Below are 20226 nucleotides of genomic sequence, written 5' to 3' on the forward strand. Positions count from 1 at the left end.
ACCAGAACGGCGGACCAGAACGGCCCCCTGCCATCAAGCGGCGGAGCAGTCGAGCGGCACGAACTGATGTGCGGGGCTCAGGGAAGCAGGCGGGTTCCGGGAGACCAGATCAAGCAGGGCGCGGGCCAACTCGCTTACTCTGACCCGGTGTTGGGGCGTGGGGGCGCAGGCTGATGCGCTGTCGGGCGCCCTGTGCGGGGGCCGCGGATGAGCATACGGTGGTGTCAGCCGTTGGTGTCCACCGCGCTATTGCGTCCTTCCCCGGCGGGAGGGGCGCCCTCGGTACGGTCCTCCTCAACCGCGCGGTCCTAGGCAGCGGGCCGCGCGCTTCCTTGCCGGCACGACGTTGCGGACGGGGAGTAGCTTCCCTTCCAGTCCGGGACGGTTCAGATGGCGAACGACGTAGGCCCGCATACATTCCGTTGCCTGTTACCGGGCCCCGCTGTCTTTGCCGCCGCCTGCGCGGTGCCGAAGCGGAGGCCGGCCCACATCGTGCAGACGAGCGTGGCTCGGACGCAACTGGTGCAGGTCACCGGTGAGGTCGACATCGAGACGGCCCCCGCCCTGGAGTACGCGCTGCTGTGCGCCCGCGAGCAGCGGATCGTCGTGGATCTTTCCGGCTGCGGCTTCGGTGACTGCGCGTTGCTGACCGTCCTGCTGCGAGCCCGCCGCCGCGGCGAACTGGTCCTCGCCGGCCCCCTGCCCGCCCAGCTACAGCGCCTGTTCGATCTGACCGGTGCCACCACCGCCTTCACCATCACCGACGGCATCAACGAAGCACTGCCGGTACGACCGCTCGGAGCCGCCTGAGCCGGAACGGGGCGCGCGCCCGGCGCTCCCCACCCCGACTCACGCCCCGAGTGCCGCACCCTCGTGCCCCGGCGTGCGGGGGGCTTGCTTGTCCAGAGCGAACACCGCGCCCGTCCGCGCGTACATCTCGCACTGGTTGGCGAATGTCTCCCGGTACCGCACCGGGTGCCCGTTCCATTGGCCAAGGGCCTGGGCCGTGACGTGGATGTAGTCGAGGTCGCACGGAATGTCCTGTGGGGGGATCTCGCCGATGCGGCGGATACGCCCGTCGGCAGCGGTGAGCTGCGCGCACGCTTCGGCTGCCCGGGGGTGGTGCCCCTGGGAGGTGGGTGGGCACTGGAGCAGGGTGCCCCGGGTGCTGGAGGCGTGGCTGTCGCCGGTGGTGGTACTGAGCTGAAGCCAGTTACCGGTAGGGGCGGCGGCGTACGTGGGGACGGGAGCGAGCGTGGCGGCGAGCGTCAGTGCGGCCAGGGCGAGAGGGAATGGGTGCGCGGTCTTCGCGGGGAGAGAGAAACGAGGCATGTCTTCGGCGTCGGCAGAACGCACCGGTTACGTGAGCCCGCTCATCCGAACGGGATCGTCGCCGCGCCATCCGTTACGACCACGCACGAGTAGGGGAAATCCCCAGCAACCCGGATCAGCAGGGCTTCCCAAAGCACCGCGGTGGCCGACCTGATGGCCAGGCACCCGTGACGGGGGAACTCCTGGAAATGAACTACGTTTGCGTCCCTCATGGTCTCGGTCCGACCACTCGCTGAGACGCGTCCGGGGACTTGGCTGGATTCGCAGGTGTTCTCTTCCCCGCCTCCCGGCGAGCCGGTATTCCTTGCCGGGATGCAAGGCGCCCCTCCCCGGTCAGGGAAAGGACACTGATGACCCATGCGCGGCGCGTTGGCCACGAAGACCTCGAGTCAACCGCATCCGGCGGTTCGGCCGCCTGCGGCCAGGTGGAGATGACCTCGTTCGACGAGGTGTACGACCAGCCGGACCCCAGGCCCTTTTTCCGCCTCCTGGGCAACTGGGACTATCAGACGCCTCACCATGCACAGGAGGTGTTCCGGCGCCTCGCCGCCGCCCGCCGGCGAACCGCCCGCGCCCCCGTCACCGTGCTGGACATCTGCTGCTCCTACGGCGTCAACGCGGCCCTTCTCAACCACAGCCTGACGATGGCCGACCTCTACGACCACTACACGTCGCCGCGAGCCGCAGCGCTCACCACAGCGGAGCTGATCGAGTGGGACCGTGCCTACTACGCCGCTCACCGACTGCCGGACCCGCACCGGGTGATCGGACTCGACATCGCCGCGAACGCCGTCTCCTACGCACTCGCCGTCGGTCTGCTGGACGAAGGATTCGCCGAGAACCTCGAAGCGGCTCCCCCCACCCCCGCTCTCCGACGCGCCGCGCAACCAACCCTCCTGGTCACCCTCACGGGCGGAGCGAGCTTCCTGTCCCCCCGCACCTTCCAACCACTCCTCGCCGCCGCTCATGAGCAGGTGTGGGTCGCGGCGTTCGTTCTGCGCACCTGCTCCTACCGCTCCATCGCCGACGGGCTGACGCCGTACGGCCTCACCACCGAGAAAGCGGCCGCCTTGAGCTATCCGCAGCGCCGCTTCACCAGTGTGCATGAGCAGCGGTACGCCTTGGCGGCGGTGACGGCCGCCGGTGAGGATCCACAAGGCAAGGAGACCGAGGGCTACTTCCATGCAGCCCTTTACCTGTCCCGACCCGCGAAAGACGCCGCAGCCCTTCCGCTCACCACTTTCACGTCTGGCGGCGCGTAAGCGCACGCGACCATACGCGGGACGCGCGGGTCAGGTGCTGAGGAGGCGGTCGAAGAACGAGCGGTATTGGCGCAGGGCCAGGCGCAGGTCTTCGGTGGCGGCCTCTTCACCTCGGTGCCATTGGCTCTCCAGCCCCTGCTTGTGGTCGGCGAACGTGGTGGCGAGGAGCTGCATGACCTCGGCGACGAGTCCGTCTGCCGCGAGGACCGACTGCTTCGGGTCGTCGACGAAGCCCTGTTGGATCTCCTGCCACCGGCCACGGAGCCTCTCTGCCTCCTGGGCCCCGAGGAGCGGGGCAGTGTCACGCTCCTGCTCGGATTGGTGCTCCGTGCCGGACGCCGCGACCGGTTCGTCTCCGGTTTCGTCGGTGAGTCTGGTCCGGGGTGCCGTCCCCTCGTCGTCGGGGGCCGCTGTGAGGACCTCGTCCGTCTGGGGCCGGGCGATGTCCTCGGTGGAGAGTGTCTCTTTGGCGGGCTCGGCGTACTCGTCGTCGTGCCCGTACGGTCCTTCTCCCTGCATGTCCCTCAACCTCCGTGCGGGCCGGTGGGCCGCCTGCGGCGGGTGGGCGCTCAGTGGCGTTCCTCATCGGCCGGATCGGTGCCGTCGTGCAGCAGTTCCTCGAAGAGCGCCCGGTAGTGGACCATGGCGCTCCGCAGCTCTTCCGTGGTGGTGTCCCTGGTGCCGACCCGCCCGTTGATCTCATGGGCGATGCGGTAATGGTCCAGGGTCCGGGCGTGCTCGACCGAGAGGTCCCGTTCCTGTTGCTGATAGTTCTCGGTCGGGTAGCCGCGCTCGCTCATGAGCGTGGTCACGAGCCGGTCCGCCTCGCCCACGGCCTGGTCGGGGCTGTCGACGAAGTGTTCCTGCACGCTGGCCCAGTCCCGGGTGTACCGGTCGCGGACCGCCGAGGGCAGCGGCCTGATCTCCAACGACTGATGCCGCTCCTCCCTCGCCTTGAGGTCGCGCTCGGCCGCTCCACGGCTCTGCCCGGTCTGGACGGCGCGCTCGTATTCAGGACCGAACTGCTCCCGAAGGTGCCGGCGCCGGGTCATGGTCCGCATGGTCAACGCGACGGCGGCCAGGACCACCACGGCGACCACAATGATGACGATGGTCCACATCGCATCCTCCACTCCATGGCAGCGCACACAGCGGCTTGGCCGGGGCATGCCTGCGTCGCCGTCCGGCGCCGCCGTCCTTGGTGGTGCCACCTTCCAGAATTTCACATATCGGGCGAAATGTGCTATCGGGCGGCGCTCGAGCGTCGCTGCGGCCGGTCAGCGGGCATCGGGCCGGGGCAGCGACTAAGTACTGCCGTCGCCGCCCCCGCCGATGTAGATGTCGATGTCGACGTCAGGGTGAGGCGAGGCGAGAACGGGTGGCGTTCCCGCGCCCGGCCGGGGACGCCTACCAGTAGTGCCGCCGACCGCCCACCTCGCGCCCGACGAATCCCAGGACCATCAGGATGAGGCCGAGGACGACCAGGACAATGCCGATGGTCCACAGGATGGCGATGCTGGTCGCGTAACCGATGATCAGCAGAATGATTCCGAGGATGATCATGATGAACGCCGATCTCACGAAGGGAGGAATGGCCCCTGCTCCCAGCTTAGATCCGGTCCTGGGCAATGGCTTCGTGGACAGCGCGGTTCTACCGTGGAGGGAACAGAGCGCCTATCTCTGGAGCGCGCCATGTTCGTCTTGCTTGGACTCGTCCTTCTGATCGCCGCCCTGGTCATCGGGGTGTCCGGCGTTGTCGCCAACGAGGGCGCCGCCCACGAGGTCAGCGGCGGGTTCTCCGTATTCGGCTACGACTTCTCCGGCTCCACCGGCACCCTTTTCCTCTACGGCATCGTCGTCGGGGCCGTGGGCCTGCTCGGGCTCAGTCTCCTCCTGGCCGGTGTCCGCCGTGCCTCGCACCGCGGTATCCACGGGCGGCCTGGACCCAGGATGTCGCGCCGCGACACCGTCGACCGCGGCCCGTGCCGCGACGACGACCTGGACCGGAACGGCATGGCCCGATCGCCCGCGCGGGGCGATACCGGGACGGCCGCGCCCGGTGACGACCAGCACGACCCGCACGCCAACCCGGACGCTGAGCACCGGAGGGGACTGAACCCGTTCAGGCACCGATCGCAGCCCGGGTAGGGCGGCAGTCGCGCATGTACGGGTGAGCATTCCTCGTTGCCGGAGCGGGGAGTTGCCGGGGCGGGGATGGCCGACCGCGCGGGTAAACGGGTCGCGGAGTTGATCGTGGGGTTCGTACCCTGCCGTCCATGATGAGTTCTGGGCTGTCGGACAGGGCGGGGCGGCGCATTGCCCTGCATGAGGTGCACGACGAGAACTGGAGAGCCGTCGCCGACGTCGCCCCGCTGGACGACCAGCGCCGATACGTGGCCCCCTCGGCCGCTCGCTATCTCCTGCTGTCGATGCGTGAAGAAGTATGGAACTCGCTTGCCGTTTGCGCCGACGACACGGTGGTGGGGCACATCATGTGGGGTCGCGACGGGGACGGCTCGTACTGGATCGGGGGCATGCTGATCGACGGCGCCGAGCAGGGCAGGGGAGTGGGGCGGGCAGCGGTCCGTACGCTCCTGGCCTGGCTGGCACACCGTGAGGACTGCCGGGTTCTTCGTCTGTCGTACCACCCGGACAACGAGGTGGCCGGGCGCCTGTACACCTCATTGGGGTTCCGGCCAACGGCTGTCGAGGGGGACGAGATCGTTGTCGAGCTGTCCGCGTCGGCGGTCACCGCGACGACGTGACGCGTTCCAGCTCAGTGGTGCTCGGTCGCACGCACGCGGCGGGAGCTGGGACGCGTAGCCGTACCGGCGTTGCCGCAATCCACCGCGAAAGGCGGTGCCTCCGTCTCGACTCGAGTGTGTTGAAACCCGAAGCCAAGGCGCCGGGTGACAACGGCTCGACCCTGGAGCAGCGGATGGACAAGGACTGCCGTCCCGCTGCGGACCGTCACCCCGAACAAGCAGTTCATCGGGCAGACCTACGAGACCACTGCGCCGAACCGATGCACGGTGCGGGGCGACGATTCTCCCGACAGCTCGGGAGGCGTGGTCACGCAGCGGGCCTGCGCGAGCCCGGCGCCCAGCAGCCAGCAGTATGCGGGCACCCCGCCGCCCTACGACAGAATGGGCTACTACTGTCTCAAGGCGGGCAACGGTCACTGCCTCACCATCCCGTGGAACCTCGGCGTGCCGCCCGGCAACGGCACCCAGCTGTTCTCGTGGCCGTGCGAGGGCCGCTGGGCCTCGGCCAACCCGCTCTGGGAGATCATGCCGGCGGAGCAGTACGGCGGGCGACGCGTCTATTACTTCGTCAACCAGTGGAGCGGCAAGTGCCTGACCCTGGACCCCGCGACGAACGGCGGCAAGGACGGCAAGGTCACCCAGGACGTCTGCCCGACCCGCTGACGGAAGCCGACACCAGCCCGGCCGATCAATCGGCCGGACTTTCGTCATACCGGCCGGACGCTCAACCCCAGCGGCGACGATTTCGCCGTACGCAACCCCGGTAGCAGGGCGAGCGAGGGGCTCCCTGCTTCTCTTTTCGAGCAGGCCGACAGCGTGGCGGCCGCCGGGCAGGTTGCCACTCCCGCGCGAGCGGGGGTGTGCCAGGATCATTCGGAGGCCGGACGTAAGACATCAACCTCACCTGCCCCCTGGCGTGCCTGGGGCAGGCCAGGGACAGGGAGAGCGCCGCCAGCTGCTCTGGGAACAGGGCGAACGTGTCGCTTGACCCGACTGTGGACGACGGTCCGCAAGTTGATTGCCATGGCCGCGCATCTCAAAAACCCCACCCACTGCCGCTCCCGGAATCGATTATGGACAACGCGCAGCCCCCCTCATCGTCTACATCACGACCTGTGCGGTCGCCACATTGCCAATCAACAGCAGAGCCCCGCCCACATTGACGAACAACTCGCCGGCGCCAACCTCACGTCATCTACTGCACCGCCACGGACATCGTTTGCGCCGAAGTCTGCGCCCGCACCGAGGGCCTGCCCCGCCTATCAGGGTCGGCCTCATCCGAGCCACCGCCATCGCCGTAGCTGCAGCCGTGCTCGGCAGATCGCTCCGGCGGGGCGAATTTGGTTAGCAACGGTAACCATTGGGGACCTGGAGGAGAGCCACGAAGATCCACACCATGGCCGCCGATCCGGCCATGCCTCCCAGGAGGGCGACCGTGAGGTTCCAGCGCCCTGCATAGCCGATAAGCAACCCCCACCACACGGCTGCCGCGATCGTGAGCGTGGTTGCGTAGAAGAGCAGCGCTGGCGCGCTGGCCGCGCTGTTCACCCCTACGTCACACGCTCGCCAAGCAGCTGCCAACAAAACCGCCCCGAGCACACCGGTGGCCAGACCAGCCAAGGGAGCGATCGTGCAGCCCCACTGTCCCCGCGTCACTTACGGTTCCTGACCTGCGGGACGTTCTCGCCATTGCGCTGCGCTTTCTCCATCTGGTCCATCGCGTCGTTGATTCCTTGCCGGAGCTGTTCCTCAGTCAGGTTGTCGCCGTACTTGTCGTAGAGGTCGATGCCGACGCGCATCGTGATCTGATCCCCTTGGTCATCGTCCCCAGTGAGAAGAGTTTCTCCCAGGGAGGCACCCTTGATCAAGGTGTCCGCGTCGAAGCCGGCTGCGCGACCGACGTATCCATAGTGGACGTTGGAATAGATGTCGTAGAAGACTTCGCGGTTCGTTCCGGGCTGCTTGAAATAATAGTCGTCGAGAGTTTGCAGGTCGTATCGCTTCTGGAGCTGCGGCTTATGGTCCCAGTCCTGCCCCGGGGCCACCTTCACGCCCCATATGGTCAGTGCCGCGTTGATGTCGGAACCGTAGCTGCGCCCGAATTCGTACCACTCGGGTTTGTCCAGAAGGGAATGTATCTGCCGAACCGTGTCCGACTTCGCGTTACGTTTCATCTCCTCAAATATCCATTTTTCAGCGTCGGAGAACTTTTGCTCGCTCCGCGCCGATCCCGTCGGCGGGATGACAGGACTGGCAGAGGCGTTGAACCCCCCGATGGTGCCGTCGAGGACGTTCCCGTCCACAACCACGGATTCGAGTGCTTGTTTGACAGCCTTGTCGAACTCGTCCACTGCCCGCACCGCCGCAGCGATGTGTTCGGTCCAGGATTCTTCTACGCTCTTGAGGGCCGGGTCGTGACGCAGCGTCTTGGCCTGTGCCGGGCTATGGACTCGTGTAAAGTCGAAGGTCGCACGTCCCGCTGCTGAGACCGCCATACCGGCGGCCACCGCGTCATCCCGCGCTGATTCGACCTTCTTCTTCAGGTCCGCGAAGCCGGCGTGCGCATCCCCTAGGATCTTAGCTACCGCCTTCGCCTCGGTCTGTGCGGACTTATACTCGCGCCGGGTCGTCGCAAACTTCGTGTGCGCTGCCTCCATGCTGAACCCGAGCCAGTTCTGACCCAGGGTGATCTTCTGGACAGTCTCTCCGTAACGCTTTTCTACCTTGGAGAGACCAGCGGCCATGAGTTGCCACTTTTCGGAAGCCGTCAACAGGACTCCGAGATCGGTTGTCATGACGTCTTGATATGTCAACACGTGCCCAACCCCCTACAGTCCGTCGAGCTTGGATTTCGGTCCGACTGCGCGGAGTTGGTCACCCGTATGCACATCGTTTTGAACGAACATCCCCGAAGCTCCACGCAAGGAAGCCTTTTCGGCGCTCAGACGTCCCATCAGCATTTTCACTTGTTGGTCCCAGGTCTCAGTGACCTTCTTCAACCCAGCTGCCACCTCCCAGCCCGAAAGGGTCCTTATCGCCGTGCTCGTGGTGTCCTTCGCACCGTCCGCGGCCTTCTTGGTGTTGGGCTCCAGCTCAACCTCGACGGTACTTGCCGCCGCCTTCTTCTCCACCGGCGTCGAGCCGAACACGCTCCCTCCTCCGGGAGTTAAGGGGCCAACTGGTGAACCATCCACGCCGTTGAGCCTTGTTCCTGGGTTGTTCGGGCCTTCTGGCATGCTCATCCACTCCTGTCTGTTGGTCTGTTTTGGATCATAGGTGGGTCCAGCGTAGGTCCAGGACTCAGCGAGCGTTTCCGGACACTGACAGGTCGGGCAGGCCGAGCGGCCAGCCCCCAAGAGACGCTAGGTGAAGGAAATCTGGTCGCATCCGTCCGATTCGACCCCGACCTGCACGTCAGTCGTGAACTCACAGCACACCACGTATGGGCCGGAGCTCAATTCTCACCCATCCTGGCAGCTGCGGAAAACCCGGGGAGGATCGATGCTCGACCGCACACTGACGTCCTGTAAAGCGCGTGAGAACAGGACCGGCGCTATGAGCGGATCCCGATCCCCGTGGCTTGGGCCTCGCGCCATCGACGAGCTCGTCAGCCGGCGGTGCCGCCTGCACCCCGCCAGGGGGTTGGCCTGACCGACCATACGACCCGAGGGGTTGCGGTCAACGGAGAGCACGGCCCCCATCGATCGCGCCATAACCAAGCCATCCCGTTTGGACTTTCGGGGCCGGGCTGTTGGACGTTCACCTGGGAGGTGTGAGGGGGTCTTCTGGTGGACACCGCGGGTCACTAGCGTTCCCCCGTAGACACACCACACGGCTCGGGAGGGTCAGTTGATCTCGGACAACGCAGGCGGCATCTCACGGCGGCGACTGTTCGCACTGGGCGGCGGCGCCGTCGGTGCGGCCACGGCCGGGTCCCTGCTGCCGCCCTCGCTGCAGACCGCGATGGCCGCGGGACCTCCGGCCGGCGGGCTGAACGCGGTCAAGCACGTCGTTGTCCTCATGCAGGAGAACCGGTCCTTCGACCACTACTTCGGCATGCTGCGCGGAGTCCGCGGATTCGGTGACCGCAACGCCATCCAACTCCCGGGCGGTCAGTCCGTGTTCGAGCAGCCGGGGTCGCCCGGCGCAGCCGTCCTGCCCTTCTCCGTGCGCGGCGCCGCCGCCACCCAGCGCAAGGACCTCCAGTACATAGGCGCCCTCGACCACTCCTGGGCGGGCGGGGCCAAGGCGTGGAACGGGGGGTGGATGGACAACTGGGTGTCCGCCAAGACCTCCGCGACCATGGCGTACTACGACCGCCAGGACATCCCGCTGCACTACGAACTCGCCGACACCTTCACCGTGTGCGACGCCTACCACTCCTCCATCCACAGTTCCACCAGCCCCAACCGCAACCACCTGTGGAGCGGCAAGACCGGATTCGAGCCGGGCGGTCAGCGGGCCGTCGGCAACGACGCCTATGACGAGGGCACCCACCCCGGATACGACTGGGGCACCTACGCCGAGCGGCTGGAGAAGGCCGGACGCAGCTGGAAGACGTACACCGAGTGGGAGAACTTCACCGACAACCAGATCGAGTTCTTCACCACGTTCAAGGCGATCGCGCGCAAGGCGCTCGCCAGGACGGGTGGGCACACGTTCATGGAGTCCTTCTACTCCGTCGTACGCGACGCCCCGGGCGACACCGAGCGCCAGCGGCTCCTCGGGCTGCTCGACCAAGGCGTCGCCACCCTCACCAAGGCCGAACGCAGCCTGTTCGAGCGGGGGTTGAGGCGGGTGCCGACCGGGACGCTCGCCGAGGCCTTCGGCAAGGACGTCGCCGCCGGCACCCTGCCGGAGGTCTCCTACCTGGTGCCCTCCGCACTGGACTCCGAGCACCCGAGCGTCTCCTCGCCCGTGCACAGCGCCACGATCGTCTACAAGGTGCTCGACGCGCTCGGCAAACACCCCGACGTATGGCGGCACACCGTCCTCCTCATCAACTACGACGAGAACGACGGCTTCTTCGACCATGTACCGCCGCCGGTGGCCCCGCCCGAGGTGACGGACGAGCAGTGGCAGGGCAAGCCGACCGGCCTCGGCGCACGGGTGCCGATGCTCGTGGTCTCGCCCTGGAGCGTCGGCGGCTACGTCTGCTCCGAGGTCTTCGACCACACCTCCGTCATCCGGTTCCTGGAGCGCTGGACCGGGGTGCGCGAGCCCAACATCGGTGCCTGGCGGCGCACCGTCACGGGCGATTTGACGTCGGCCTTCGACTTCAAGCACGGCAGGTCGCAGCCCATGGTGCACCGGCCGGGGCCCATTCCGCCGCTGAGTGGCCGCTGGCGCCCCGAGCCACCGGCGCGGCAGCACATGCCCGTCCAGGAGGAGGGCACCCGTCCCGCCCGGCCGCTGCCGTACCAGCCGGACGCGTACGCCAAGGTCGCGGGCGGTGCCCTCCAGGTGCAGCTCAGCAACGAGGGCCGGGCCAGCGCCCACTTCGCGCTCTATCCGTACGCGAACGAGTTCGCCGCGCCGCAGCACAAGGACGTGCGGGGCAAGGGCCGGTGGACCGTGCCACTGACCGGCGCCTATCGGTTCACGGTGACCGGGCCGAACGGTTTCCGGCGCGAGTTCGAAGGCGCCGGAGGCACGGACGTCGCCGAGGTGACCACCCACCTGGACCACCATGACCGGGACGTCCACCTCACCCTCCGCAACCGCGGGAAGCGGCCCGTCACCTTCGTCGTGCGGCCGCTCGGCTACGCCGACGAGGCCGATCTGCGGGACTGGGAGCGCTCGGTGACGGTCAAGCCGGGCCGCAGCCGCACCGTGGTCCACTCGGCCGCCGACGCGCACGGCTGGTACGACCTCGAAGTGACCGTGGACGGCGGGAGCCCGTTCCGCAGGCGCCTGATGGGCCACATCGAGAACGGCCGCCCGAGCATCTCCGGCTGACCGGCTCGCTGGTCGACCGGTTGACCGGTTGGCCGGCTGCCCGGCCGCCCTGCGGTCAGCCGGGCGAGGCCCCCTGTGTGGTCGTGACGGGCTGCGGCGACGAGCCGTCGTGGCAGCCCGCCAGACCCGGGAGCGCGAGGAGCGGCACGGTGAGGGCAGACCGGTTGGCCGTGGCGGGTAGCTTCCGCAAGTCGAGGAGCGGCGCGGAGCGGTCAGGGTTGCGACGCGCTGCTCCACCCGGCAGTGCTGGAATACGAGTCCAGCAGGTCCACCACGAAGACCAGCGTCGCGCCCGCCGGGATCAACGGCGAGGGCGACTGCTTGCCGTAGCCGAGACGCGGGGGAACGACGATCTCGCGTCGGCCGCCGACCTTCATCCCCCTCACTCCCCGGTCCCAGCCCTTGATCACCTGGCCACTGCCCAGGGCGAACTTGAACGGCCGGCCCCTGTCCCAGGAGGCATCGAACTCCTTCCCGGACTCGAAGGTCACCCCGACGTAGTGGACCCGGACCACCATGCCCGGCTTCACCTCGGCCCCCTCCCCGACGACCAGGTCGCGGATGGTCAGCTCGGTGGGCGCGTCACCCTCCGGGACCTCGACCTCGGGCTTCGTCAGTTCACTCATCACAACCTCATCACTCTCCGCGGGAAGCCCCCGCACGGACCAGCCGGACACCCGATACGACGGCGTGCACAGCGGCACCTCTCGTCACGCCACCCACCAGTTCCGCGCCGCCGCCCGGCAGAACCGCATCAAGGCCGCGGCACCGGGCAGACGCAGACGAGCAGCGTAATCGGCGGAAGGAGAGACAGTGCCGCAGGAACCATCACTGAAAGCCGTCGGGTGGGCTCGTTCGCTGCCGATCAGCAGCGGCGTGAAGACGGCAAGGGACTGGACGCGCGAGCATCTCGCGAGGCTCGGCTGGGACCGGACCGCGCCGGACCTGGTGGACTCCGTCGTACTGACCGTGTCCGAGCTGGTCACCAACGCCCATGTCCATGCCCGGAGCGACGCCCAGCTCCTCCTCACCTGGGACGAGACATGCCTGCATGTGACCGTCCACGACGCGTCCCCGCAGGTGCCCGAGCCCCGGCACGCCGGTGAAGAGGCCACCGGGGGACGCGGGCTGCTCCTGCTCGACGCCCTCGCCGACGACTGGCAGGTGTACCGCTGCCCCCGCGGCAAGGACGTCACGGCCTGCTTCCAACCACCCGCGCCCAGGCTGCCGCACGCGTCACCGGCTCCCGCTGGAAGCTGATCCCCGCGGTCAGGGCGTCGGCACGTTCGAGGCCCTGGCGGTGTCCGGGACATGCGGCCGCCGGGCGAGCAGCACGCTGGCGATGATGATCCACAGCCCCGATACGAGGAAGGCGATGAAGCCGACCCAGGGGACGAACATCAGGACGCCGAGCACGATTCCGGCCCACCCCAGCCAGCGCGGCAGGGGAGTCCCGCTGCGGGCTGTGCCCAGGCCGGCGGCTAGGACCATGATGCCGATTCCGCCGACGAAGGGGATGAAGAGGTCGTTGCCGATGGCGTTCATGGCCTGGAGGGCCGGGCCTTCGACCTTCTGCTTGTCGCTTGCGTCGATCAGCGCGAGAGTCACGCCGGAGGCGATCCAGAAACCCGCCGCCGACAGTATTCCTCCGGCGAAGGCCACTTGGGGCAGCCAGCCGTGCCGGTCGGAGTCGGCGAGGTGGTGGCGAAGGCTCCCGGCGAAGAAGACCAGGAAGACTCCCGCCAGGACCAGCAGGTAGAGGGAGACGGCCTGCCGGGTGTCGTGCTCCTGGAAGAAGAGCCTGACCTGCGGGCCGGCATCACCGATACCCGGCGTATCGCCGCCAACACCGAACGCGACGACGATCAGAACGACGGCCACCAGGCCGGTCAACGGTCCGAGACGCATCGGAAGCCTCCGATCCGGACATTCAGTACTCTTTTCAGCGTTCCACGCAACCCGGGAACCAGCAAATCGCCCAACCTTGCCGTGGCGGCGGTGTGTTTGCTGATGCCCATTCCTGTGTCGGGCTGATCCGATGCGAGCCATATACATCTATCGGCAGGCAGGCCTCGACGGGCTGTGGAGCGTCGGCGAACCCTCTAATACCGGGGCATTGTACTTCGCTGACTGGTGGCTGAAGTTGCCCCCTGTGCGGTCCCGGCTCCTGAGGGGCATGCTTGCATGTGTTCATGATCGTTAATTCGCGGGAAGCATCCGAGCCCCGGACGTACCTGGACCACATCCTGAAGCACTGGCACGAGAACGAGGACGCCGAGGCACTCGTCCAGGGGTCGCAGCGGTTGACCCGGGGGGAGGCCCGGCGGCGGCTGTTCAGCCTGGGGCACGCGCTGATGCGGCAGGGGCTCGAGCCCGGCGACGGTGTGGGGTTGTTCCTGGCCAACCGCGTGGACTCCGTCCTGGTGCAGCTCGCGGTCCATCTCATCGGCTGCCGCGTGGTGTTCCTGCCGCCGGAGCCGGGGCCCGGCGAACTCGCCGCGCTGGTCGAGCAGTCCAAGGCACGCGCGGTGGTCACCGATCCGGTCTTCGCCGAGCGCGCCGCCGAGGCGGCCGGCCGCAGCGCCCATGCACCCGTGCTGCTCAGCGTCGGCCCCTGTGAGCAGAGGTGTACGGACCTGCTGGCCGTGGCAGCCGAGTGCCCTGTGGTGCGCCCCGACGGCGTGCCCGCCCCCGGAGCGGACGAAGCCGTCACCGTCCTCTATACCGGAGGCACCCTGGGCAGGCCCAAGCTCGCCGCGCACAGCCACCGGCTGTACGACGTGCTGCTGGATTTCGTGAAGGAAGACCCGAAGCGCGACCCGGAGGGCGCTCCTCATGCGGGCTTCTTCCCGGACATGGACCCGGGTACGGACCGGGTGCTCGTCTCCACGCTGCTCACGCACGGCAGTGGTCACCTCACGTCGATCCAGGCGCTGGTGACGGGGTGCGCCCTCGTCGTGCTGACCGAGTTCGAGGCGGGTGCGGCGCTGGCAGTCCTGCGTGAGGAGCGGATCACCGCCACCATGTTCGTACCGCCCATGCTGTACGCGTTGCTCGACCACCCGGAGTGTGAGCCGGGCGCGGTTCCTACGCTGCGGCGGATCGTCGTCGGCGGTGCGGCTTCGTCGCCCAGCCGGCTCCAGCAAGTGGTGGAGGTCTTCGGGCCCGTGATCAGCCAGGGTTACGGTCAGTCGGAGGCGCTCGGCATCACCGCGTTCGACGCGGAGGACCTCGCCTCCCAGGGAGCCCAGAGGCCCGAGCTCTGGCGCAGCTGCGGTCGCGCGATATCCGACACCGAGATCGAGATCCGTGGTGAAGACGGTGTTGCGGCGCTGCCGGCCGGGCACGTCGGCGAGGTGTGCGTCCGGGGCAAGGCCGTGATGCTCGGTTACTTCGAGGACCCGGAGCGCACCGCAGAGGCGTTCTCCGGGGGCTGGCTGCGCACCGGGGACATGGGCTACCTCGACGCGGAGGGATACCTCTATCTCGTCGACCGGGCCAAGGACATCATCGTCACCGGCAGCACCAGCGACAACGTCTACTCGCGGGTCCTGGAGGACTTCCTGCTCACGCTGCCCGGTGTCCTCAACGCGGCGGCGCTGGGCGTGCCGGACGCGGACTACGGGGAGGCCGTACAGATCTTCCTGGCCACCGCCGAGGGCGCTGACGTCGATCCGGACGTGGTCGGCGCCGCGGTGACGGCCGAATTGGGAGAGCTGTACAAGCCCCGGAAAACGGTCCTCCTCGACCGACTGCCGATGACCAAGGTCGGCAAGGTGGACAAGAAGGCACTGCGCGCCGCGTGGACGTCCATGGCATCAGACACTCCTTGAGCGGCGATCTCGCCGGCGGAATTGGCCGGTAGCCGGCTCGGTCGCGTAGCGGCTCGTCGCGTCGTTGTGGCTTGGCCTGTCAGCGGGCGGCCGTCGGCGAGCACCGCCGCCGCGCGACCTGGCGCCGGGCGGTGCGTCACCGGGTGGTCTCGCGGTTGAAGACCGAGCGCGACCACAGGTAGCCGACCAGGGCGAGTCCCGCACACCAGGCGAGCGCCAGCCAGGCGTCGTTGCCGATCGGGGTGTTGAGCAGCAGCCCGCGCAGGGTCTCGTTGATGGGAGTGAAGGGCTGGTATTCGGCGAACCAGCGCAGTCCTGTCGGCATGGAGTCGGGGGTGACGATCGCGCTGCCGAGGAAGGGGAGGAAGGTCAGGGGCAGTGGGGCGTTGCTCGCGGCCTCGACCGTCTTGGCGCCCATGCCCATCGCCGCGGACAGCCAGGCCAGACCGAAGGACAGGAAGAGGAGCAGCCCCAGGGCGGCTATCCATTCGAGGGGCGAGGCGTCGGGGCGGAAGCCGATGGCGAGGGAGACGCCGGTGACCAGGACGAGTACAGCGGAGACCTGGATGACGCTGCCGAGGACGTGGCCGGTGAGTACGGAGCTTCGGGAGATCGACATCGTGCGGAAGCGGTTGATGATGCCTTCCGTCATGTCGGTGCAGACGGACACGGCCGTCGCGACGGCCCCCGAGGTCGCGGACATCAAGATGATGCCGGGTACCACGTAGTTGATGTAGTCGCCGCGGTCGCTGCCCGCGCCGATGCCGGTGCCGAGGGCGCCGCCGAAGACGTACACGAACAGCAGCAGCATCAGGATCGGCATCACGACGATCGAGATCGTCATCGACGGGTAGCGCTTCATGTGGATGAGGTTGCGGCGCAGCATCGTCATCGCGTCGCGCAGGGCGTACGAGCGGGTGGGCTTGGTGGCGTTGGCCGGGGTGCGGGTGAGGGTGCTCATCGGTTCGACTCCTGGCGGGCGGCGGGGACGGCGGGGTTGTTCTGCTGTCCGGTGAGGGTGAGGAAGACGTCGTCGAGGTCGGGAGTGTGCACGGTGAGCGATTCGGCCCGCGCGCCGCTGTGGTCGAGGACGTCGAGGACGGCGCGGAGATTGGTGAGGGAGCCGTCGCTGGGGATCTGAAGGGTGAGTGAGGCGTCGTCGCGGGTGGCGACGCCGAAGACCGCCGCCGCGGTGGCGAGGCCGGCCTCGTCGCTGAACTGCACCCGGACGTGTCCGCCGGGGATCAGCCGCTTCAGCTCTTCGGCGGTGCCCTCCGCGACGAGCCTGCCGTGGTCGAGTACCGCGATGCGGTCGGCCAGGTGGTCGGCCTCGTCCAGGTACTGCGTGGTGAGGAAGATGGTCACGCCTTGCTCCGTGACCAGGTTCCGGATGAGTTCCCACATGACGCGGCGGCTGCGCGGGTCGAGACCGGTGGTCGGCTCGTCGAGGAAGATGATCCGTGGCCGGCCGACCAGCGTCATGGCCAGGTCGAGTTTGCGGCGCATGCCGCCGGAGAAGGTCGCGACGTTCTTGCGGGCGGCCTCGGTCAGCTCGAAGCGTTCCAGGAGTTCGGTGGCGCGTCGGCGCCCTTCGCCGCGGCTCAGGTGGTGCAGGTCGGCCATGAGGAGCAGGTTCTCCTCGGCGGTGAGCAGTCCGTCGACGGCTGCGAACTGCCCGGTGACCCCGATCTGGCGCCGTACGGCGTCGGGGTCTTCGGTGAGTTCGTGGCCGCCGATCCGGGCCTGGCCCGCGTCCGCGGTGATCAGCGTGGAGAGGATCTCCACGGTGGTCGTCTTGCCGGCGCCGTTCGGGCCGAGCAGGGCGAAGACCGTGCCCTCCGGGATCCGCAGGTCGATCCCGTCGAGGACCACCTTCTCGCCGTACGACTTGCGCAGTCCGACGGCGGAGATCGCGATCGGACGGTGGCCGCCGGAGGAAGTGGCGGGGGTCGGGGTGGGAATCGGGACGGGGGCCATGACGGGTCCTCTCCTTGCGAAGTGCGCCTGAGTGGCGCCTCGCTCTTTCGCGATGTCGCCAGCATGGCACAAGTGATGGCGCCATGTCGAGTGTTTATGGCGCCATCGCGCGATGGGGGGTGCGCGAGTCTCTGGGTGCCTGGTCCTGTGGGGTGGATCGGGTTACGCGAAAGCGCCCCTGCTCCGGCCCGGAGGCCGGCAGCAAAGGCGCCTTGGTGGATGGGGGCGGAGCAGCCTGCCGGGAAGCGGGGTCTCCCGTAGCCCCCGGCCCATCGGGGCAGCTACGCGCGGCGGATCACGATGTCGCCCACGCTGGTGCGGCCGTAGATCTCGGCCGTCTCCTCGGACGTGTCCGGGCCGTCCGCCGCTCCCAGCTCGTTGCGGACCCGGCCCGCCTTGGACCGCACATCGAGCCAGGCGGCGGTGCCTGCGGCGATGCCGATTTCGAGACCCCCGGCGGAGGTTTCCAGCGCGATCCGTCCGCGTACGACCTCGTCGAGGCGGATGGCGCCATTGGCCGACTTCGCGGTGACCGAGGACTCGGCGCGCACGACGTTGATCGGCCCGTTGGACGACTTCACGTGCAACTCGCCGCCGATCTCCCCGATCGCGGTCGCCCCGTTGATGTTCTTGATGGTGGCCGCACCGTCGATCCTGCCGACCCGCACCCGGCCCGACCCGTAGATGTCGGTCTCGCCGGTCGTACGGTCGACGATGACGTCGCCGTGCGTGGTTTTCAGTTGTACGTCGGCGGCCTCTTCGAGTGCGATGTTCCCGGCGGCGACCGTCAGGCGGCAGTTCCCCAACCGCCCCTCGGCGATGAGATCGCCGAGTCCCGTACCGCCGGTCACCTCAGAGCCTGCGGGCAGCTCCACGGTCACGTCGACCGCGCCGTACTTGCCGAAGGGGGAGCGTTTCCTCGGTCCCTTGACCAGCAGCTTTCCGTCCGCGCAGGTGATTGCCGTCTCCTGTGCCGCCTGGATGTCCTGCTTGTTGCCCGGGTCGCTGGGCACCACCTCGACCACGGTGTCGATGCGCTTGCCCGCGATGATCCGTACCTGTCCGACCTGGATGTCGACGGTGGCGGAGAGCGGCTCGGGGGTGTCGAACGTAGGCATGGCTGTGCCGTCCTTGGGGTCGGTGAAGGTGCGTGTTCGGAGGGAGTGCCTGGTGCGGCGGCGACTTGAGACCGCGCGATGGCGAGTTGAGACAGCTGCCAACGTGGCTCTGGGCGGGGTCAGCGAACCCAGCCCGTGTAGCCCTGGCCGCCGCCCCCGGTGCTCCGCCCGGTCGCGTTCTTCCGCCCCCGGTCCGCCGTGGGTTCGAGGGCGGCGCCGACGGCCCGGACCAGCCAGGCGTTGACCGAGAGCCCCTCGCGGTTCGCGGCCTCCTCCACCCGGACCTTGAGCTGGGCCGGCGGCCGGAAGTTGATGCGCGAGGTGGCGCCGTCCTCGATCTCGACGGAGGACGCCACCGGAGGCGGCGGGGCCTGCACCGCGGTTCGGGCCTCTTCGAAGGCGTCGGCCGCCGGTGGTGCGGTCACGACGAATTCGGGGTTCAGGCCGCGCAGCCGTACGTCGACCGAGCCGGGCGCCAGGTCACGGGTCACCTCGTCCATCGCGTCGGACAGGGCGTTCAGCAAGGTGAGGCGGAACGCCGACTCGAGCGGGGTGGTGAGCCGCTTGGCCAGGGCGCGGGTTTCTTCGCCGCTTGCCTCGGCGGCGACGGCGAGCTCGTGCCGGAGATTGTCAACGTACGGAGTGAGGTCCATGACGCAATACTGGCACCTCTATGGCGCCATGACAAGTGTCATGGCGCCATGGCGGGCGAGGTGGGCGGCCAAGTGACGCCACACTCGAATGCTGCTCACCCTGGCCCTGCCCCTGGACAAGATTTCGTGGACAGCTTGCCGGTGCTCTCGCGCTCGTCGGTGGTCAGGATGGCTGGACTTGCTCGAAGAGGGCGAGCGCTTCGGCGGGGTCGGGGCTCACCAGGCGTTCCAGACCGGCCGTCGTCATCTGCGCCCACCTGCCGGCCCGTGCCCACATCCGTTCCTCGAAGGTGCGGACGGTCTCCTCCGGATCTCCAGGGCCGGTGGCGAGAGACTCGGCGAGTTCGGCCCCATCCAGCATGGCGAGGTTCGCGCCCGCCCCCAGAGGGGGCATCAGATGGGCGGCGTCGCCCAGCAGCGTCACCCCGGGAACGTGGGTCCAGGTGTGGGACACGGGCAGGACATAGAGGGGGCGGTGGACGAAGGCGGTGCCGTGGCGGAGGAGGTCGAGGACGGGAGCGGCCCAGCCGTCGAACAGGGCCAGCAGGCTCGATCGCACGGCCTCGGCGTCGGCCAGGTCCACGTTCGTGTGCCAGTCCAGCGGCGCGCGGAACTTGGCGTACACCTTGACGTGGCCGCCGCTGTTGCGCTGGGCGACGAGAGACCGGTTCACGCCGTACACGGCCAGCGAACCGTCCCCGATCAACCGGGCGAGGCCGGGGTGGTGGGTGTCGACGTCGTCCAGGGAGGTCTCGACCGAGGTGACGCCGGTGTAGTGCGGCGTCGCAGGCGAGACCGCCGGGCGGACCCGGGACCAGGCGCCGTCGGCGCCGACCACGAGGTCGAAGGTCTCCTGTCGTCCGTCCGCGAAATGGACCCGTACGCCCCCGGTCCCCGGCGCCACACGCGTCACGCCTCGTCCCCACTGGACGTCGAGCGGGCCGAGCAGCAGGTCACGGAGGTGCCGACGGTCGATTTCGGGATTGGCCCGCTCATCCGGACCGGGTCGCCAGTCGCGCAGGACGGTCCCGTCCGTGTCCAGGATGCGCATGGCCTGCCCCTCGGGACGGGACAGCGCCTGGAACTCCGCCAGGAGCCCGGCCTTGTCCAGCGCGAGCTGGCCCAGCCCTTCTTGCAGGTCGAGCGTGCCGCCCGGCGGGCGGGCGTCAGGGGCGGAATCGCGTTCGAAGACGGTGGCGGGGTGGCCATGGCGGTGCAGCACACGGGCGAAGGTGAGGCCGGCGGGGCCGCTGCCGACCACAGCGATACGATGTCTCATGCCGATACACTGTATTTCTCCAATACGCCGCATCGCAACGGAACGGTGA

Annotated in this window: 21 protein-coding genes; 8 read left to right on the plus strand and 13 right to left on the minus strand. The window is 68.4% G+C overall.

Going from position 1 to position 20226, the window contains the following annotated elements; genetic code table 11:
* Positions 1-504: 504 nt before the first annotated feature.
* A complete protein-coding gene (locus AC069K_RS03035; protein ID WP_478611558.1) occupies positions 505-810 on the plus strand; it encodes an STAS domain-containing protein in 306 nt (101 codons plus the stop codon).
* Positions 811-849: 39 nt separating this feature from the next.
* Here AC069K_RS03035 and AC069K_RS03040 read toward each other — a convergent pair whose 3' ends face one another.
* Positions 850-1332 (minus strand): SSI family serine proteinase inhibitor, encoded by a 483-nt coding sequence (locus AC069K_RS03040; protein ID WP_478611560.1) that lies wholly within the window; start codon positions 1330-1332, stop codon positions 850-852.
* 350 nt (positions 1333-1682) lie between these two features.
* Here AC069K_RS03040 and AC069K_RS03045 point away from each other — a divergent pair, with 350 nt between their 5' ends.
* Positions 1683-2594 (plus strand): hypothetical protein, encoded by a 912-nt coding sequence (locus AC069K_RS03045; RefSeq protein WP_478611562.1) that lies wholly within the window; start codon positions 1683-1685, stop codon positions 2592-2594.
* Between the two features lie 30 nt (positions 2595-2624).
* On the opposite strand, the gene AC069K_RS03050 is transcribed toward AC069K_RS03045, so the two are convergent.
* From AC069K_RS03050 to AC069K_RS03060, 3 genes are all read right to left on the minus strand, one after another.
* Positions 2625-3113: a hypothetical protein gene (locus AC069K_RS03050; RefSeq protein WP_478611564.1), complete on the minus strand. Its 489-nt coding sequence runs from the start codon at positions 3111-3113 to the stop codon at positions 2625-2627.
* A 50-nt stretch (positions 3114-3163) separates the two neighbouring features.
* A complete protein-coding gene (locus tag AC069K_RS03055; protein ID WP_478611566.1) occupies positions 3164-3715 on the minus strand; it encodes a hypothetical protein in 552 nt (183 codons plus the stop codon).
* A 286-nt stretch (positions 3716-4001) separates the two neighbouring features.
* Positions 4002-4157, minus strand: coding sequence for a DUF6131 family protein (locus AC069K_RS03060; RefSeq protein WP_358832486.1), 156 nt, complete (start codon positions 4155-4157; stop codon positions 4002-4004).
* A 129-nt stretch (positions 4158-4286) separates the two neighbouring features.
* On the opposite strand from AC069K_RS03060, the gene AC069K_RS03065 reads away from it, so the two are divergent.
* The 3 genes from AC069K_RS03065 to AC069K_RS03075 all read left to right on the plus strand — a co-directional run bounded on the left by AC069K_RS03065 (position 4287) and on the right by AC069K_RS03075 (position 6022).
* Positions 4287-4742 carry a hypothetical protein gene (locus AC069K_RS03065; protein ID WP_478611568.1) on the plus strand — a complete coding sequence of 152 codons (456 nt, stop codon included), beginning with the start codon at positions 4287-4289 and terminating at the stop codon, positions 4740-4742.
* A gap of 128 nt (positions 4743-4870) precedes the next feature.
* A complete protein-coding gene (locus tag AC069K_RS03070) occupies positions 4871-5359 on the plus strand; it encodes a GNAT family N-acetyltransferase (RefSeq protein WP_478611570.1) in 489 nt (162 codons plus the stop codon).
* Between the two features lie 303 nt (positions 5360-5662).
* Entirely contained in the window at positions 5663-6022 is a 360-nt protein-coding gene (locus AC069K_RS03075; RefSeq protein WP_478611572.1) for an RICIN domain-containing protein, read from the plus strand.
* Positions 6023-7011: 989 nt separating this feature from the next.
* Here AC069K_RS03075 and AC069K_RS03080 read toward each other — a convergent pair.
* On the minus strand, positions 7012-8154 hold the full coding sequence (locus AC069K_RS03080) for a polymorphic toxin type 44 domain-containing protein (RefSeq protein WP_478611574.1): 1143 nt from the start codon (positions 8152-8154) through the stop codon (positions 7012-7014).
* A gap of 33 nt (positions 8155-8187) precedes the next feature.
* Positions 8188-8508, minus strand: a complete 321-nt coding sequence (locus tag AC069K_RS03085) for a hypothetical protein (protein WP_478611576.1) — start codon at positions 8506-8508, stop codon at positions 8188-8190.
* Between the two features lie 724 nt (positions 8509-9232).
* Between AC069K_RS03085 and AC069K_RS03090 the strand changes: the two genes are divergently transcribed.
* Positions 9233-11317 carry a phosphocholine-specific phospholipase C gene (locus AC069K_RS03090; RefSeq protein WP_478612007.1) on the plus strand — a complete coding sequence of 695 codons (2085 nt, stop codon included), beginning with the start codon at positions 9233-9235 and terminating at the stop codon, positions 11315-11317.
* 212 nt (positions 11318-11529) lie between these two features.
* On the opposite strand, the gene AC069K_RS03095 is transcribed toward AC069K_RS03090, so the two are convergent.
* Positions 11530-11943 (minus strand): FKBP-type peptidyl-prolyl cis-trans isomerase, encoded by a 414-nt coding sequence (locus tag AC069K_RS03095; protein ID WP_365107867.1) that lies wholly within the window; start codon positions 11941-11943, stop codon positions 11530-11532.
* Between the two features lie 187 nt (positions 11944-12130).
* Here AC069K_RS03095 and AC069K_RS03100 point away from each other — a divergent pair, with 187 nt between their 5' ends.
* On the plus strand, positions 12131-12577 hold the full coding sequence (locus AC069K_RS03100) for an ATP-binding protein (RefSeq protein ID WP_365107870.1): 447 nt from the start codon (positions 12131-12133) through the stop codon (positions 12575-12577).
* Positions 12578-12586: 9 nt separating this feature from the next.
* Here the strand turns inward: AC069K_RS03100 and AC069K_RS03105 are convergent, their stop codons facing one another.
* Complete coding sequence (locus AC069K_RS03105) at positions 12587-13225, minus strand: hypothetical protein (RefSeq protein WP_478611578.1); 639 nt, start codon at positions 13223-13225, stop codon at positions 12587-12589.
* 284 nt (positions 13226-13509) lie between these two features.
* On the opposite strand from AC069K_RS03105, the gene AC069K_RS03110 reads away from it, so the two are divergent.
* Positions 13510-15150: a class I adenylate-forming enzyme family protein gene (locus tag AC069K_RS03110; protein ID WP_478611580.1), complete on the plus strand. Its 1641-nt coding sequence runs from the start codon at positions 13510-13512 to the stop codon at positions 15148-15150.
* Between the two features lie 136 nt (positions 15151-15286).
* Here AC069K_RS03110 and AC069K_RS03115 read toward each other — a convergent pair whose 3' ends face one another.
* The 5 genes from AC069K_RS03115 to AC069K_RS03135 form a co-directional block, all read right to left on the minus strand.
* Positions 15287-16111, minus strand: a complete 825-nt coding sequence (locus AC069K_RS03115) for an ABC transporter permease (RefSeq protein WP_478611582.1) — start codon at positions 16109-16111, stop codon at positions 15287-15289.
* Positions 16108-17127: an ATP-binding cassette domain-containing protein gene (locus tag AC069K_RS03120; protein WP_478611584.1), complete on the minus strand. Its 1020-nt coding sequence runs from the start codon at positions 17125-17127 to the stop codon at positions 16108-16110. The genes AC069K_RS03115 and AC069K_RS03120 overlap by 4 nt, the downstream gene beginning before the upstream one ends.
* A gap of 281 nt (positions 17128-17408) precedes the next feature.
* The gene (locus AC069K_RS03125) at positions 17409-18245 is read right to left on the minus strand and encodes a DUF4097 family beta strand repeat-containing protein (protein WP_478611586.1); all 837 of its coding nucleotides are present in this window, start codon (positions 18243-18245) and stop codon (positions 17409-17411) included.
* A gap of 119 nt (positions 18246-18364) precedes the next feature.
* Entirely contained in the window at positions 18365-18898 is a 534-nt protein-coding gene (locus AC069K_RS03130) for a hypothetical protein (protein ID WP_478611588.1), read from the minus strand.
* Between the two features lie 163 nt (positions 18899-19061).
* Positions 19062-20177: an FAD-dependent oxidoreductase gene (locus AC069K_RS03135; RefSeq protein WP_478611590.1), complete on the minus strand. Its 1116-nt coding sequence runs from the start codon at positions 20175-20177 to the stop codon at positions 19062-19064.
* Positions 20178-20226 lie beyond the last annotated feature (49 nt).

Source organism: Streptomyces sp. NPDC043908, from assembly GCF_056435525.1.